This window comes from Pseudomonas sp. 3MA1, from assembly GCF_029237275.1.
GTDB classification, from domain to species: Bacteria; Pseudomonadota; Gammaproteobacteria; order Pseudomonadales; family Pseudomonadaceae; genus Aquipseudomonas; species Aquipseudomonas fluorescens_AP.
The window spans coordinates 628,234-643,797 of the sequence record NZ_JAACFX010000003.1 but is presented as its reverse complement, the minus strand read 5'-3'; the positions used below and the strand labels follow the sequence as shown (position 1 = coordinate 643,797).

The window sequence follows — 15,564 nt, the reverse complement described above, 5'->3', positions numbered from 1 at the left end:
CCCACCAGCAAAGCCCGCTCATACGAACGTACCAAGGCCAATCGCGGAATCCTAACTTGGTACGATTGCCGACTCGGCAGGCGACACTAAAACTCGTCCAGGTAGCAGCAGATCCTTTTTTGGACCTAGGCCTCAATCATCTGGAGACGCAAATAATGAATAAGAAACCGACTCTGCCATTGATGCTGCTGGCGTTGTCCCTCGCGACCACTTCGGCCCTGGCCGACCTCACGGTGGTGTCCCACGGAGGCGCGAACAAGGACGCCCAGGTTGCAGCCTTCTACAAGCCCTATCAGGCTCAGCACGGCACGCGCATCATCGCGGGCGAGTTCAACGGCGAACTGGCCAAGATCAAAGTCATGGTGGACACCGGCAGTGTCTCCTGGGACGTCGTTGAAATGGAGCTGCCCGAGCTGGCTCGCGCCTGTGACGATGGCTTGCTGGAAGAATTCAGCGTCGACCCGAACCTGGCGAAAGACCTGCTTCCCGGTGCGCTGCAAAACTGCGGCGCGGGCTTCTTCGTCTGGTCTACGGTGCTGGCCTACAACGCCGACAAGCTCACCAGCGCCCCGACCAGTTGGAAAGATTTCTGGGACGTGCAGAAGTTTCCCGGCAAACGCGGCCTGCGCAAGGGCCCGATGTACACCCTGGAATTTGCGCTCCTGGCCGATGGCGTAGCCCCAGAGGAGGTCTACAAGGTGCTGGCCACCGAGGCGGGACAGGATCGTGCATTCCGCAAACTCGATGAAATCAAGTCCAGCATTCAATGGTGGGAAGCCGGAGCCCAACCTCCTCAGTACCTGGCCTCTGGCGACGTGGTCATGAGCTCCGCCTATAGCGGCCGGATCAGCGCAGTACAGGGGCAGAGCAACCTGCGCATCGTCTGGAATGGCGGCCTGTATGACATGGACGCCTGGGCCATACCCCGTGGTGCGAAGAACCGTGAGCAAAGTCTCAAGTTCATCAACTTCACCCTTGAAGCCGAGCAACAAAAAAATTACGCGCAGCACATTGCCTATGCACCGGTAAACCAGCGCGCCAATACCTTGCTCAGCGAGCAACGGCTCAGCGTACTGCCTGATCTGAAACAGCAGGTGGCAATGGACCCGACCTTTTGGGCCGACCATGGCGAGCAACTGCACCAGCGCTTCAATGCCTGGGCCGCCAAATAGCGCTTGTTACATCGTTCAGGCAGGAACGGCGCGCCGTTCCTGCCAGACGCCAACTCGATCGACATCCATCTACTCTTCCCCGAATGCTTCCAGCTACTCGATGAATTGCCCATGAAGGGTCGGGCTGATGCCAAGCGCCGATCACCGGGTCGGCCCGTCACCCTGGAAGGCTTGCAAAAGGCTGACGGCCGTTCGATAGAGCACACGGCATTTACAGGCCAGCGTGCATGGCTCTGGCCAACCTGCGGAATGCAGCGGGATGCCTGAGGTTTCGGGTCTCGCTTGGCATCCACTCCAGGCTGTAGTGTTCAAAGGTCTTTTTGACTGACTCGGTGGCCATTCTGCCCGAGGGGTTGCTTGAGTCAAAGTCGCTTTCCAGGGTGGCAATCAGATAGGCGCCTCTGGCGCTCCATTGGTTGAAACGCATCACATGCCGGTCATCCAGAATCACTGCGCCTTCTTTCTTGTCGTGCGAGAAGTAAAAGGCCAGGCTGTGGCCCGGCTCGGTCCAACCTTTGAGGTACTTGAGCAAGGTTGTAAGGCGGACGCCGCACACCAGGTTGAAGCCACTGTCAATCCGTTGCTGGCCGAAGAAGTAGCACTTGAAAATCACCTCCAGCGTTCGCTGGTGGTAATCCGTCAAGTGGCTCTTTTCGTAGAAGTGAAAGTCCGTGGGCTCGCCGATCAGTTCGTAGCCCTTTGCCGCGAATTCGGCGGGGGAGAACGCCAGCAGGCCAAACCGGCACGGATGTTCGAGCGTCAAGTTGCTCAGGTGCAGGTCAAGCAGCTGGAAAAAAGTCAGCGGCAGCCTGTGCATGCAGGTGCGCCCTGGCTCAGCCATGGGCCGGCTCCGGACCGATTTCCCGCAGTTGCCCAAGGCGGCTGCGGGTGCGCGCCAGGTCGATGGCGTGGCCGCCCAGGCTGTCGCGCAATGGGCGCTGGCCGATCAGCAGCAGGCGCTTGTCCTGGTCGTAGAGTACGTCGATCAGGTTGATGAAGCGCTGCTGGGCGGCAATCGAGCATTCTCCCAGTTCGGGCAGTTCGTCGATGATCCAGGTGTCGAACTGGCGGCTCAGTTCCAGGTAGTCCATGACGGCCGTGGGTTGTTCGCACAGGTCGTTGAATTCAAAACGGATGCTGCGCTGCTGGATCTGGCGCACGGTCAGTTGCCGGGTCCCCACGCTCAGCGGCTGCGCCGGGGCATGGCGCTGCGGCAGTGCCAGGGCCTGGCGCTGGGCCGGGGTGCCGGGCCACACATAGCATCCCTGGGTGAAGACCTGCTGCTCATGGGTCTTGGCCTGGCTGCGGTAGTCGTGGGGGCCGCCCACTTCCATGACCTGCATGCGCTGCTTGATCAGCTCGATCACCGGCTTGAACCGGGCGTGGTACAGCGGATTGGGCAGCAGGCCTTCGGGAGCGTAGTTGGAGGTCACCAGCAGGGTGATGCCGCGTTTGAACAAGGCCTTGAACAGCCGGGTGATGAGCATGGCATCGCCGATGTCGTGGACGTGGAACTCATCGAAGCACAGCACCCGGCACTCGTTGAGCAATTGGTCCAGGGTGGTTTCCAGGGCGTCGGCCTGTTGCCGGTGGCGGAACATGCCCTGGTGCAACTGGGCGAAGAAGTCATGGAAGTGCAGGCGCTGTTTTTCCGCGAGGGGCAGGGCGCGGAAGAACCCGTCCAACAGCCAGCTCTTGCCTCGGCCGACGGCGCCGTACAGGTACAGGCTCTGGGCCTTGCCGGGTGAGTGGGCCAGGTCTTCGGCCTGTTGGGCCATGCAGTCGATCACCCGCAACTGGCTGTGGCTCAGGGTGTAGCCCAGCTCCTGGGCCCGGTGGCGAAAGTAGTCGCGGATGACCGCACCGGCAGCACTCGGGCGGTGCGCGGGCCTGGCGAACAGGCGACGCCAGGGGGAGCGAGTCGGTGCAGGTTTTGGCGGTAGAGCGGCCAAGAGCGGTTACCTCGATGATTCGGGCCGCTCACCTTAAAAGCGGCGCGACAATTTAACCAATAGGAAACCTGTCGACCAGTGATCTCTAAAGGGCATGGCTCGGATGCGAGGGGCGGGTGGGCCGGAATCTGGCCAATTAATACGCAAACTGGCGGTTTCCCCGCTGCTTGCTAACCTGATTGCAGCAAATGCTTCTCACAAGGATTGAGGCCTTGAATGGATACCAGGGGATGGCAGTCATGAGCGCGTTGCTCTGCGCGACGGCAGGGGCCGCGGATCTGCAGGTGCAGGTCCGGGTCGATGTGTTGCGTGGTTGCCAGTTGCAGGGGCAACAGCGCGAAGCCGGCATCGAGCAGCTCGGCACCCTGGATTTCGGCAGCAGCGCGCGCTTGGATGATGCCGCGGGGCCTTTGACCGCCGCGCTGCCCAGTGGCCGCCGGCCGCGTCTGGAGTGCAATCCCGATACGCCCTATCAACTGCGCGTCGATGGCGGCCTGCATGGCGGTGTCGGCGACGTGCGCTACCTGGCCAGCAACCGCGCGCCGGGCAAACCCATTCCTTATCGCCTGTACCAGGACCCGGCCCGGCGCATACCGTTGCCGGTGAATGTCCCGGTCAGCGGACGCGTGCCGGATTCCGGCAGCGTGGATCTGCCCCTTTACGGGCGCATCGAGCCCTTGGCCGAGATTCCCCGGGCCGGGGGCTATTCCGATCTATTGAAGGTGACCCTGAGCTGGTGAAGTCGGGGCCATGAAAGCTGCCGCGGGGGATTCCGCGCAGAACAGGGAAAGCCGTCGACGATGGACGGCTCAGGTGGGAGTCCTGATGGAAGCGGGATGGCGACAATGAATGGCAGAAGCTGGACGATCATCGCCCTGGGTTCGTTGTGCCTGCTGGCCGATGACACCCAGGCGGCAATCAGCGGACAGATTCAGGCGCGTCTGGTGATCCTGGCTAGTTGTCAGGTCAGCAGTGCGGGCAGCGATCCCGCCGCAGGTCCTGTCAGCGACCTGGGCCTGCTCGATTTCGGCCGGCAAGGTCCGACCTGGGTCAACCCGATCAAGGCCAGCCTTGCCGACAGCGCCGAAGGCCGCTTGCAGGTGGCCTGCAACCCTTCGGTCACCGGGTTCACCGTGACCATCAATGGCGGCCTCAACGGTGACGGCACGACCCGGCGCCTGAGCAACGGGCGCCAGACCATTCCCTATCGATTGTTCGTCGATGCATCCGGTAGCGACAGCTACAGCATCGGCCAGCAGCGCAATTTCGCAGTGAGCAGCGGCAGGCGGATTCCCATTCCGGTGTTCGGCTCGGTGGTCGCGAATACCCGCGCGGTTCCGGCAGGGGTCTACACCGACACCCTGACCATCACGCTGGATTGGTAACTCATGAGAGGACGCACATCATGCACGCGCTTGTATCCAGAATCGGCTGGCCCTTGCTGGGGCTGGTCATGGCCTCAACGGTCAACGCCGCCACCACGGTCACCGGGCAGATCAGCTCGACCCTGATCCTCACCAGCAGCTGTCAGGTCAACGGCGTCGGCGGCAGCACCGGCCTGAACTTCGGCGCCTTGAACTTCGGCACCACCAACAGCCTGTTCACCACCGCCACCGGCCAGGTGCTGGGAGGCGGAGGCGGGGCGCTGTCGATTCTCTGCTCCAGCGGCACCACCCCCAGCCTGACCATCCAGGGCGGCAGCAACGACGGCAAGTCCACCGGTGGCACCCGGGCGCTGTACGACGGCGTGGCCAACTACGTGCCCTACGACTTGTACACCGACTCCGGGCATTCGCAGATCGTGGCGATCAACGGGGTGATCAACCTGGCACCGAGCACCGGGGTGGCGCAGACCGTGAATCTCTATGGCCAGGCCGTGGGCAAGGCCGGGCTGCCGGCCGGCACCTACACCGATACGGTGTCCGTGCAACTGACCTTCTGATGCGATGGTCCGCCCCGGATGTGCGCTGCTGGCCCTGATCTGTGCCAGTGCCTGGCCGGCGTGGATCAGTGCCGCCACCAGCCAGAGCTTCCAGGTCAGCGCCACCATCACCGCCGGTTGCCTGGTGGTGGGCGGCGTCAGCAACTACGGCAGCCTGGCGTTCGGCAGCCAGTCGGCGCTGTCCACCAGCACGGTCCGGGTGGCACTGAGCGGCGGCGTGCAGTTGCAGTGCACCCCGGGAGTGACCCTGAACATGACGGTGGACGGCGGCCAGTACAACAGCAGCGGGCGGCACATGCAGATCAACAGCGGCAGTGCCCGGGTCGCCTATCAGTTGTTTCGCGATGCGGGATACAGCCAGAGCCTGGGGATCGGCCAGAGCGTGGCCGTGGCTTACAGCGATGCCAATAACATCAGCCTGCCGATCTACGGACAGGTGCAGTTGCCGGGCAATCAGCCTGGGGGGACGTACAGCGACGTGCTGCAGGTGCAGCTGTCGTGGTGAAGGGGCGAATCGACCATCAGCCGGCAGGCGGACAAGGAGTAGCAGTATGCATTTACTTTTGCGGGGCCTGCGGGCCACCCGTTACCTGATATTGGCCGGGCTGTTGTCCGGTGTGCCCGCGGTACAGGCCGCCAGCTCGGTGCTGATCTGGCCGATCGACCCGGTGCTGGAGGCCGACCAGCAGGCCAGCGCCTTGTGGCTGGAAAACCGTGGCACCGAGACGGCCAACCTGCAGATCCGGGTGTTTGCCTGGAGCCAGAGCGGCTTTGCCGATCAGTACCAGAACCAGCGCGAGGTCATCGGCAGCCCGCCGGTGGCGAAGATCGAACCCGGGCAGAAGCAACTGGTGCGCCTGACCCGCACCCGCGATGTGCCGCCGGGGCAGGAGCTGGCGTACCGGATCATCATCGACGAGATCCCCTCGGCCCAACCCATCACCCCGCAGGACGGTGCCAAGAGCGCGGCGGCGATTCGCTTCCAGATGCGCTACTCGGTGCCGCTGTTCGCCTATGGCGCCGGACTCTGGAGCAAGGAGGACACCACCCGCCAGCGCGATCCCAAGGGCGCCGGCGTACCCGACCTGAGCTGGCGCAAGGTGGCGGTGGACGGCAAGACGTTCCTCGAAATGCGCAATCAGGGCGCGGTGCATGCGCGCCTGACCGATGTCGGGTTCAAACAGGGCGCGCAGACCCGGCCGCTGGCGCCGGGCTTGCTGGGGTATGTCCTGCCCGGCGCGGTGATGCGCTGGCCGTTGACCGAGCCCCTGGCGGCTGACTCGACCCTGCAACTGCGGGTCAACGGTGCGCCGCAGTTGCAGAGTTTGGCGCCTGCGCATTGAAGCATTGGCGTCGCGCGGCCGTCGGCAAGAGGGCAATCGGGGAGCGGTACGGACGGATGTGAGCACGATGGCGCATTCGCCTTGGGATGGAGATGCCCATAGATGGACTTGAACCCGCCATGAGCCAGGTTCCGGCTCGTCGTTTCCGGCGCTTGCAAGGGCTTTTTGCCGGCTTGTGGGGCGTGATGCTGGGCTGGCCCATCCAGGCCGGCGAGCTACCGCCGCCGCCCAGCAGCCTGGAGTCGATGGCCGACGCGCAATTGTTTCTGGAGTTGGTGATCAATCAGATGAACACGGGCAAGGTGGTGGCGGTGGAGCAGCGCGCCGGACGACTGTTCATGCCGCTGCAGACGCTGCAGGACGCCGGGATCAAGCTGCCGCAGGGGCTGGGCGGCGAGGTGGATCTGCAGAGCCTGCCGGACCTGCACAGCGATTACGACAGCCAGGGCCAGCGCCTGCTGCTGGATGTGCCGCCGGACTGGTTGCCGGAGCAGTTCATCGGCAGTCGCCAGGCCTATCCGCGAACCCCGGCGCTGAGCAGTTTCGGCGCGCTGCTCAACTATGACCTGTACCTCAATGACACCGATGACGGCGGCACTTACCTGGCGGCCTGGAACGAAGTGCGGCTGTTCGACACCTGGGGCACCTTGTCCAATACCGGCCAGTACCGGCGCACCTTGTCCGGGGTTGAAAGTGCTTCGCTGAACAATGGCTATCGGCGCTACGACACCACCTGGCGTTTTTCCGATGAGGAGCGCCTGCTGACCTATGAGGCGGGTGACGTGGTGAGCAGCGCCTTGCCCTGGAGCAGTTCGGTGCGCCTGGGCGGGGTCCAGCTGTCACGGGACTTCGCCGTGCGTCCGGACCTGGTGACCTATCCCTTGCCGCAGTTTGCCGGGGAAGCGGCGGTGCCATCCTCCCTGGACTTGTTCATCAACGGCTACAAGGCCAGCAGCAGCGAGTTGCAGCCCGGTCCCTATACCCTGACCAACATTCCCTTCATCAACGGTGCGGGAGAGGCGGTGGTGGTGACCACCGATGCCCTGGGGCGCCAGGTGTCGACCACGGTGCCGTTCTATGTCACCAGCACTTTGCTGCAGAAGGGCCTGACGGACTTCTCGGTGGCCGCGGGCAACCTGCGTCGTGACTACAGCTTGCGTGATTTCGGCTATGGCCCGGGCGTCGCATCCGGCAGCCTGCGCCATGGCCTGAGCGACAGCCTGACCCTGGAGGCCCACGCCGAAGCCGCGGATTCCCTGACGCTGGGCGGATTGGGCGGCAACCTGGGCCTGGGGCACTTCGGCGTGCTCAATACCGCGCTCAGCCAGAGCCGCTTCGATGGCAGCGGCGGCCAGCAGTTGAGCTTCGGCTACCAGTACAACAACCAGCGCTTCAGCCTGGCGTACCAGCGCATGCAGCGTCGTGACCAGTACGCCAACCTGAGTCTGCTCGACAGCCCCTACACCCGTCTCAGCCAGCGCAGCGAGCAACTGACCCTGAGCCTCAATCTGGAGCGTTACGGCAGCCTGGGAGCCGGTTATTTCGATGTGCGGGCCGCCGATTCGAGCCGCACCCGCTTGCTGAACCTGACCTGGAGCAAGCCGTTGTGGCACAACAGCAGCTTCTACCTGTCGGCCAACCGGGAGATCGGCAACAGCCAGTGGGCCCTGCAGGCGCAACTGGTGATTCCCTTCGATCTGCACGGCAGCCTGAGCCTGAGCAACGAGCGCAGCAAGACCGGGGAAAACCGCCAGCGGGTCAATTTCAGTCGTTCGGTGCCGCTTGAGGGGGGTGTCGGTTACAACCTGGGGTATGCCACCGGCGCCGGTGCCGACTATCGCCAGGCGGATGCCACCTGGCGCCTGCAATCGGTGCGCCTGCAGGCCGGGCTCTACGGCACCCGCGAAGCCGAGACTCGCTGGGCCGATGCCAGTGGTTCGCTGGTGTGGATGGACCGCCAGTTGTTCGCCGCCAACCAGATCGACGACGCCTTCGTGGTGGTCAGCACCGGCGGCTACCCGGACATACCGGTGCGCTATGAAAACCAGTTGGTGGGCAAGACCGACAACAGTGGGCACCTGCTGGTGCCCTGGAGCAGCGCCTACTACCGGGGCAAGTACGAGATCGATCCGCTGAACCTGCCGGCCAACGTGCAGAGTCCGAATGTCGAGCAGCGGGTGGCGGTACGCCGGGGCAGCGGCTATCTGCTGGAGTTTCCCCTGGCCCGGGTGATCGCCGCCAGCGTGGTGCTGGTGGATGCCCAGCAACGGGAGTTGCCTCTGGGGAGCAGCGTGACCCACCAGCCGAGCGGGGCCCGGGCGGTGGTCGGCTGGGATGGGCTGGTGTACCTGGAGAACCTGGCGCAACACAACAGCCTGGAAGTCGGCCTGGCCGATGGCCAGCGCTGTCATGCGCAGTTCGATATGGATCTGCAACAGCAGCAGGTGCCGCTGATCGGCCCGCTGGTCTGTCAGTAGCGGCAGGATCAAGACGCAAGGGAGGGCGAGGCGTGGGCAGATTCAAGGGCTGGCGACAGGCAGTGGCGGGACTCTTGGCCAGCATGCTGGCGCTGTCGGCCCAGGCGCTGTGCACCACGGTCAGTACCGCGCCGGCGGGGTTCGGCACGCTCAGCTCGATCCTGGTGCGCACCACTTCGCAGCCGGCCTCCACCACCAATGCCGGCCTGAGTTGCACCGGCTCGTTGCTGAGCCTGTTGACCAGCAGCGACCACTTCTACGCCACCATCACTTCCGCCACCAGCGGCATGGTCGGCCCCACCGGCGACGTCATCGGCTACACCCTGTACGCCAACAACAGCACCAGCTACCCGATCACTCGCGGGGTGCAGTTCGACTTCGCCCGCAACTCGATCATCGATGTGCTTGGTTTGCTGGGCAGCCCCACCGTGGCCAAGACTGTGCCGATCTACATGGGGACCATCACCGGCAGCAACGTGGCGGCGGGGGTCTATACCGAGAACCTGAGCATCTTCTGGAGCTGGAACTACTGCGCCGGGATCGGCGCCCTGGGCGCCTGCCTGGGGCGTGATATCGGCAGTGGCACCCAGGCCCTGACGGTCAACATGACGGTGTCCAACGATTGCGTGATCACCGCGCCCAACATCAGTTTCGGCAGTGCGCCGGTGGTCAGCGCCTTTGCCACGGTGACCGGGCAGACCATCAACCTGGCCTGCACCAAGGGCAGCGCCTATACCGTGGGTTTGAGCGATGGCCAGCAGCCGGTGAGCACGGGCGGTCGGCGGCGGATGGTTTCCAGCGGCAATTACCTGGCCTATGACATCTTCAAAAGTGCCGGCAACACCCGTTGGGGCAGTGTCGGCAGTGCCCGGCGCTCCAGCACCGATGCCGAGGTCAACCCGGGCAACGGCCTGGGCACCGGCAGCCAGATCTTCAACTACAACGCCCGGATCTATACCGACCAGAACACTCCGCCGGCCGGCACCTATGTCGACAACGTGGTGCTGGATGTGGGGTTCTAGGAACCACCGCGGCATTGATATCGCCGTCGTCCGCCCGAGGTGCTTTGGCTCAGTCATGCCCTGGCTGGCGGTTCCCTGGCGCCGCGCTGCTGCAACGCACGGCGCGGGGCCGGGGTTGGAACACTTTCGGGCGAGCCTCTTAGGGACGCGCTGAACTGGCGCAGTGCGCAGTGACCGGGTGTTTTGCCGGGTTCAGGCTCCACAGCCAATAGGTCAGTGCCACGCCGTTGATGGCGGCGCCCAGCAGGCACACCCCGGTCCAGCCGGCCCAGGCGTAGGTGGCGGTGGCGGCGATGGAGCCGCCGGCGCTGCCGGCCGAATAGAACAGCATGTAACCGGCCGCCAGACGACTCTGGGCTTGCGGGCGCACGCTGTAGATCAGGCTCTGGCTGGTGACGTGGACCGCCTGCAGGCCCAGGTCGAAGGTGATCACCCCGACGAGCAGGGCCCACAGGGAGGATTGGGTAAAGGCCAGGGGCAACCAGGACAGCAGCATCAGCGTCAGGGCCAGGCCACTGGTCCACTGCGCCAGCCCGCGATCCGCCAGGTGCCCGGCCCGTGCCGCGCCCAGGGCACCTGCGGCGCCGGCCAGGCCAAACAGACCGATCTCGGTGTGTGACAGCGACAGCGGCGGGGCGCTCAGGGGCAGCACCAGCGGGGTCCATAACACAGTGCCGGCGGCGAAAATCAGCATGGCCAGGACAGCCCGGTCGCGCAGGATCTTTTCCTCCTTGAACAAGAGCAGCAGGGAGCCGAGCAGTTGCCCGTAGCGTTGCACCGCTGGCGGCTGTTCAGCGGTCGGCAGCACCTTCCACAGGGCCAGGGCCACCAGCAGGGTCAGCCCGGCCGACAGCAGGTACACCGAGCGCCAGCCCGCCAGATCGGCCATGGTGCCGGCCACGGTGCGGGCCAGGAGGATGCCCACGACGATGCCGCTGGTGACCATCCCCACCACCCGTCCGCGTTGAGCGACCGGCGTCAGGTGGGCGGCGTAGGCCACCAGCACCTGAGTCACCACCGCCAGCAGGCCGGTGCAGGCCATGCCCAGTAACAGCCAGGCGCTGTTGGGGGCCAGGGCCACGGTCAACAGGGCCAGGACCGACAGCAGGGTCTGGCTGACGATCAAGCGCCGGCGATTGAGCAGGTCGCCCAGGGGCACCAGCAACAGCAGGCCGAGGCCGTAACCCACCTGGGTCAGGGTGATGACGATGCCCACCGTGGCCGGCGCCAGGTCGAAGGCCTGGGCCATGGCGTCCAGCAGCGGTTGTGCGTAGTACACGTTGCCCACCGCCAGCCCGCAGGCTACGGCGAACAACAGCACCACCTTGGCTGACAGTGGCGAGGGGGTTGAGGATTCTGATGACATGGCGGACTCCGTATCTGGTTTTGTTATAAAACCAGTTGTACGGTAGTGATCGCGGTTTTATATTGCAACCACTTTTCCGCTGTCCGTTTGGAGAATCCTCGACATGGTCAAACGCACGAGCCTGCAAGATGCCGAGTGCCCGGTGGCCCGCTCCTTGGACGCCATTGGCGATTGGTGGTCGTTACTGATCGTGCGCGATGCCTTTGATGGCATCCGCCGCTTTGGCGAGTTCCAGCGCAACCTGGGCATGGCCAAGAACATCCTCGCCGCGCGCCTGCGCACCTTGGTGGAGCATGGGGTTCTGGCGGTTGTGCCCGCCTCCGATGGCAGTGCCTATCAGGAGTACGTCCTGACGCAGAAGGGCAAGGGGTTGTTTCCTCTGATCATCGGTTTGCGCCAATGGGGCGAGGCGTTTTTCTACAAGGAGGGCGAGGCGCATTCGCGGATGGTCGACCGGGAAACCGGGCAACCGCTGCCGGCACTGGAACTGCGGACGGCGGATGGGCGCTTGCTGGGGCCGGATGATTGCCTGCGGGTGCCGGCGTCGTGAGTACATGACGACTGCGGGAGCGCTTCCCGCAGTCGTCGGGATGACTTAGCGCAGGCTGTCCACCAGATCGGCGAGGGTACTCAGCACATCCTTGCCCAATTGCATGGAGCGCTTGCCGGACCAGCCGGTCACCGGGTTGGGGGCATCGTCGTGATCCTTGAAGGGCATCTCCAGCGTCAATGCCAGGCAATCGTATTTTTCCCCGACGGCGTTGCAGGCCAGGGTCATGTTGGCCTCTCCGGGGTTGTCCCTTGCGTAACCGTGGGTGGTCTGGAAATCCCGGGTCTGGCGCTTCAGGTGGCTGCGGAAATGCTCTTCGAGCGCCGCCAGTCGTGGCGTGTAGCCCGGGTTGCCTTCGCAGCCGGCGGTGAATACGTAGGGAATCTCTTCATCGCCGTGTACATCGAGGAACAGGTCGACGCCGTACTTTTCCATCTGCTGCTGGACGAACAGCACTTCGGGGCTGAGCTCCTGGCTGGCGTTCTGCCAGGCGCGATTCAGGTCCTGGCCCTTGGCGTTGGTCCGCAGGTGGCCATGGAACGCGCCATCCGGGTTCATGTTCGGCACCAGATACAGATCGGCCTTGGCCAGCAGCGCATTGAGTTCCGGGTCGTCCCGCTGCTGCAGGCGCTCGATCACGCCTTCCATGAACCACTCGGCCATGTGCTCGCCGGGGTGCTGCTGGGCGATGATCCACAGCTTGCGTCGGCCTTGCTCGCCGCTGCCCTTGCGCAGCAGCTGGATGTCCCGGCCTTCGACGCTTTTGCCCACGGCCAGCAATTGGGCGCCGGCCTTGCTCAAGGCCTGGTCGATCAGCCAGTCGTGGCGCCCGCGGCTGTAGGGCTCGAAGTAGGCGAACCAGGCGTGAGTCTGGGTGGCTTCCAGATTGAAGCGCAGGGCGTCGCCTTCGAAGATCGTCGGTACGCGAAACCAGTTCACATGGTCATAGGAAGCGACGGCCTGGTAGCCGGTCCAGGCCTTGTTGTAGGAGGACTGGCTGGCATTGGTCAGACGGAACCAGTGTTCCTGGCCGACATGCAGGCCGCTGACCTTGAAGTGAAACCATTGGAAATGCGGACTCTGGGTATCCGGGCGGATGGCCAGCAGGGCCTGCAGTGGATTGCTGATGTCCAGCACCTTGATGTTGCCACTGTCGAAGTCGGCAGTGATTTGAAACGAAGCGTGATTGCCCACGGTCATGTTCGGCTCCTGTACAGGATTGTTATGACCGTCACTCTACACACTGGAGAGGGTAATAGAAGGGGGGCGTCGTCCTTGACGCCAAAGCAGCTTAGTGGCTATGCGATTGATTCTCAAGCGCTACTTTTTTCTTGACCCGGAGCATGGCGCCAGGTGCTGACTTGCAAAACGACATTCTTTTGCTATCATCGCCGCCATTATTTTTAGCAGCACCCACGTCTTCATTAGCCTGAAGCCAAGCCAGAAAAACTGGCAAAAAAAAGACCCGGCAAAAAGCCGGGTCAAAAACCGTGATTAGCCTGATGAGGAGATAATCCAAAGGTCCGACCTAAGGTCCTTTGGGTTATCGACCGATCTCGCGATCAGCTGAATGCAATAATAATCATTATCATTTGCAAGTCAAATGGTTTTCCTCGCGTTCCGGTAAATAATCCTCCCTTTTTATCTAGCCCACTTGTCCACCCTCCTGTCGGGAGGGGATCAGGCACCCTAGCTGGACTCACCACGTTGGCATTCCAGGCACTTGTCCACCAGGGCCTTGGCCAGGTCGATCATGTGCACCACCGAAAACGCCAGGTCACGGTTGGCTCCCCGCAGATTGTTGGCGGCGTCATAGGCGGTGGCTGCCGCGCAGCGCAATAGATCGGATGCATGGATCATGGCTTCCTCGCTGCTCAGGCTGCGTCTGATCTCGAAAAATTTTTCCTCCTTGCTGGGCTCGGTAATGGCGGGTTTCAAGTAGTAGTCCATTGCTCGCCGTGCCGCATCGCTGTCCTTGAGCGCGTTCAATGTGGCCTCTGTATCGAATTGCGGCACGTCCTTGCTGCTTGTGTTCATGAAGTGTTCTGCCCTGATTGTGATAAGGAAAGAGGGGTAGGAACGATGTTAATACGTATTGTAATTGTGACGAGATTTCAAATACTACAACTTGTGTGTTGAGGCGGGAAATACACAACGTATTGTTCGGCCCATGGACAAATGGATCGAGTTGGTTAAAGCCAACATGAAAGGCCGCAAGGTCACACAGGAAAAACTCGCCGAGCGTCTGGGCATGTCTCAAGGTGGTATCGGTCATTGGCTGAGCAAGCGTCGCCAGCCGAAAATCGAAGACATGAACCGGGTGCTTGAAGAGATCGGCATGGGCTTTCTTGAAGTTGCCCTGGTGGTCCGCGAAAAACCCATGCTCGGCGACGATGGCGAACCCCTGGTGGACGAGCCTTCCCTGCAGCACAAATACAACCCGTATTTCCGCTATCCGGTCAGCGATTGGCGGGTGGTCGGAGAAGTCCGGGAGAATGGCCAGTCGGCCTATGTGCCCGAGCGTTACGAACTGTCCGATTACCAGGCGCAGGGCGCAGCCTTCTGGCTGGTGGTGGTCGGTGACGCGATGATCGCTCCAAGCGGCCTGAGCATCAGTCAGGGCATGCTGATCCTGGTGGATCCGGCCGTTGCTGCCGAGCCTGGGAAGTTGCTGGTCGTGCAGTGTCCCGGGAATGACGAGGCGATCTTTCGCAAGTTGGTACAAGAGGGCAGTCAGCGTTATCTGGTACCACTCAATCCCACTTATCCGAAGATGCTCTACAGCGACGAGTGCCGGGTTATTGGTGTAGTCGTACAAGCAACTGCGAAGTTTTAACTAACTGCCAAGCCTTTTCCTACAACCTATGTAGGAAAGGCTGGCCGTTTAAACGAATGCAGTCCTCTTCCTTCTGTCAATTCATGGCACAGGTTTATGCTTGTGGCCCTGCTCCTTTTTATAAGGTCGAATGCATGTTCACTGACGTTGAGGAACCACGCCTGAGTGTTCAGCACTTGGATGGCTCGATGCTCACTCTGCCCGCCGGTCAAATCACCCAGCGAGATGACCGGAAGAAAAGCCAATGGAGCAGTGACATCGAGGGCTTCCAACTCTGTCGGTTTCCCACCACCCAGGCGCTCTACCTTGAGGTCATGCAAGCATCCCCTGCGCACTTTGAACACCAGGATTCGCCAGTGGAATGCGTTTCCTGGTTGGATGCCGTGGAGTTCTGCAATCGTCTATCCCGCCTGCTGGATCTTGAACCGGTGTACGACATCCAGTTGGCTGATGAGTACGTGCATTGGGATCGGCAGCGTTGCGGGTTTCGGCTGCCCACTGACGCCGAGTGGGAATACGCCTGTCGCGCCGGGGACGGCCCGGTGCAGTACGGTGACTTGGACGAGATCGCCTGGTACGCACAGAATGCCGGGGAGCGCACCCATCCCGTGGGGCTGAAGGCGCCCAATGGCTTTGGTTTGCACGACATGCTGGGGAACGTCTGGGAGTGGTGCTGGGATCAATACGATCCGCAGGTTTACGGCAGCTATCGAGTCTTTCGCGGGGGTGGCTGGAGCGATCAGAGTCGCGGTTGCCTGGCATCCAATCGCCGCCGCAGCCATCCGACCTTCCGTATTGAAGACCTGGGTTTTCGACTGGCCCGATCATTGGCACAGCCAACGCAGGCTTAGCTGGAACCCGATATCGCAATGACGGTGACAAAGCACTCTCCAGGCCCACAAGG

Annotated in this window: 17 protein-coding genes; 11 read left to right on the top strand and 6 right to left on the bottom strand. The window is 62.7% G+C overall.

Going from position 1 to position 15,564, the window contains the following annotated elements:
* Positions 1 to 182 precede the first annotated feature (182 nt).
* Positions 183 to 1,172, top strand: coding sequence for an ABC transporter substrate-binding protein (locus GWQ44_RS11910; RefSeq protein ID WP_260620681.1), 990 nt, complete (start codon positions 183 to 185; stop codon positions 1,170 to 1,172).
* A 211-nt stretch (positions 1,173 to 1,383) separates the two neighbouring features.
* Here GWQ44_RS11910 and GWQ44_RS11905 read toward each other — a convergent pair whose 3' ends face one another.
* Positions 1,384 to 2,013 carry a hypothetical protein gene (locus tag GWQ44_RS11905; protein WP_200902902.1) on the bottom strand — a complete coding sequence of 210 codons (630 nt, stop codon included), beginning with the start codon at positions 2,011 to 2,013 and terminating at the stop codon, positions 1,384 to 1,386.
* Complete coding sequence (gene zapE, locus GWQ44_RS11900) at positions 2,006 to 3,124, bottom strand: cell division protein ZapE (RefSeq protein ID WP_275927400.1); 1,119 nt, start codon at positions 3,122 to 3,124, stop codon at positions 2,006 to 2,008. The genes GWQ44_RS11905 and zapE overlap by 8 nt, the downstream gene beginning before the upstream one ends.
* Positions 3,125 to 3,363: 239 nt before the next feature.
* Here zapE and GWQ44_RS11895 point away from each other — a divergent pair, with 239 nt between their 5' ends.
* From GWQ44_RS11895 to GWQ44_RS11865, 7 genes are all read left to right on the top strand, one after another.
* Positions 3,364 to 3,864, top strand: a complete 501-nt coding sequence (locus tag GWQ44_RS11895; RefSeq protein WP_016963519.1) for a spore coat U domain-containing protein — start codon at positions 3,364 to 3,366, stop codon at positions 3,862 to 3,864.
* Between the two features lie 105 nt (positions 3,865 to 3,969).
* Complete coding sequence (locus GWQ44_RS11890; protein WP_016963520.1) at positions 3,970 to 4,509, top strand: spore coat U domain-containing protein; 540 nt, start codon at positions 3,970 to 3,972, stop codon at positions 4,507 to 4,509.
* Positions 4,510 to 4,529: 20 nt separating this feature from the next.
* Positions 4,530 to 5,066, top strand: coding sequence for a spore coat protein U domain-containing protein (locus GWQ44_RS11885; protein WP_016963521.1), 537 nt, complete (start codon positions 4,530 to 4,532; stop codon positions 5,064 to 5,066).
* Between the two features lie 4 nt (positions 5,067 to 5,070).
* A complete protein-coding gene (locus GWQ44_RS11880) occupies positions 5,071 to 5,571 on the top strand; it encodes a spore coat U domain-containing protein (RefSeq protein WP_103741639.1) in 501 nt (166 codons plus the stop codon).
* Between the two features lie 46 nt (positions 5,572 to 5,617).
* Positions 5,618 to 6,409 carry a molecular chaperone gene (locus GWQ44_RS11875; protein WP_016963523.1) on the top strand — a complete coding sequence of 264 codons (792 nt, stop codon included), beginning with the start codon at positions 5,618 to 5,620 and terminating at the stop codon, positions 6,407 to 6,409.
* Between the two features lie 119 nt (positions 6,410 to 6,528).
* Positions 6,529 to 8,886 (top strand): fimbria/pilus outer membrane usher protein, encoded by a 2,358-nt coding sequence (locus GWQ44_RS11870; RefSeq protein ID WP_275927399.1) that lies wholly within the window; start codon positions 6,529 to 6,531, stop codon positions 8,884 to 8,886.
* Positions 8,887 to 8,969: 83 nt separating this feature from the next.
* The gene (locus tag GWQ44_RS11865) at positions 8,970 to 9,908 is read left to right on the top strand and encodes a spore coat U domain-containing protein (protein WP_179602132.1); all 939 of its coding nucleotides are present in this window, start codon (positions 8,970 to 8,972) and stop codon (positions 9,906 to 9,908) included.
* Between the two features lie 139 nt (positions 9,909 to 10,047).
* Here the strand turns inward: GWQ44_RS11865 and GWQ44_RS11860 are convergent, their stop codons facing one another.
* A complete protein-coding gene (locus GWQ44_RS11860; protein ID WP_275927398.1) occupies positions 10,048 to 11,274 on the bottom strand; it encodes an MFS transporter in 1,227 nt (408 codons plus the stop codon).
* A 103-nt stretch (positions 11,275 to 11,377) separates the two neighbouring features.
* On the opposite strand from GWQ44_RS11860, the gene GWQ44_RS11855 reads away from it, so the two are divergent.
* On the top strand, positions 11,378 to 11,824 hold the full coding sequence (locus GWQ44_RS11855; RefSeq protein ID WP_047305335.1) for a helix-turn-helix domain-containing protein: 447 nt from the start codon (positions 11,378 to 11,380) through the stop codon (positions 11,822 to 11,824).
* A 45-nt stretch (positions 11,825 to 11,869) separates the two neighbouring features.
* On the opposite strand, the gene GWQ44_RS11850 is transcribed toward GWQ44_RS11855, so the two are convergent.
* From GWQ44_RS11850 to GWQ44_RS11840, 3 genes are all read right to left on the bottom strand, one after another.
* Positions 11,870 to 13,024: a M14-type cytosolic carboxypeptidase gene (locus GWQ44_RS11850; protein WP_016965749.1), complete on the bottom strand. Its 1,155-nt coding sequence runs from the start codon at positions 13,022 to 13,024 to the stop codon at positions 11,870 to 11,872.
* A gap of 91 nt (positions 13,025 to 13,115) precedes the next feature.
* Positions 13,116 to 13,343 carry a hypothetical protein gene (locus GWQ44_RS11845; RefSeq protein WP_158552878.1) on the bottom strand — a complete coding sequence of 76 codons (228 nt, stop codon included), beginning with the start codon at positions 13,341 to 13,343 and terminating at the stop codon, positions 13,116 to 13,118.
* Positions 13,344 to 13,513: 170 nt separating this feature from the next.
* On the bottom strand, positions 13,514 to 13,861 hold the full coding sequence (locus tag GWQ44_RS11840) for a DUF3077 domain-containing protein (protein ID WP_047305334.1): 348 nt from the start codon (positions 13,859 to 13,861) through the stop codon (positions 13,514 to 13,516).
* Between the two features lie 133 nt (positions 13,862 to 13,994).
* Here GWQ44_RS11840 and GWQ44_RS11835 point away from each other — a divergent pair, with 133 nt between their 5' ends.
* Complete coding sequence (locus tag GWQ44_RS11835; RefSeq protein WP_016965747.1) at positions 13,995 to 14,660, top strand: LexA family transcriptional regulator; 666 nt, start codon at positions 13,995 to 13,997, stop codon at positions 14,658 to 14,660.
* Positions 14,661 to 14,794: 134 nt separating this feature from the next.
* Positions 14,795 to 15,511: a formylglycine-generating enzyme family protein gene (locus GWQ44_RS11830; protein WP_275927397.1), complete on the top strand. Its 717-nt coding sequence runs from the start codon at positions 14,795 to 14,797 to the stop codon at positions 15,509 to 15,511.
* The last annotated feature ends 53 nt before the right edge of the window (positions 15,512 to 15,564 follow it).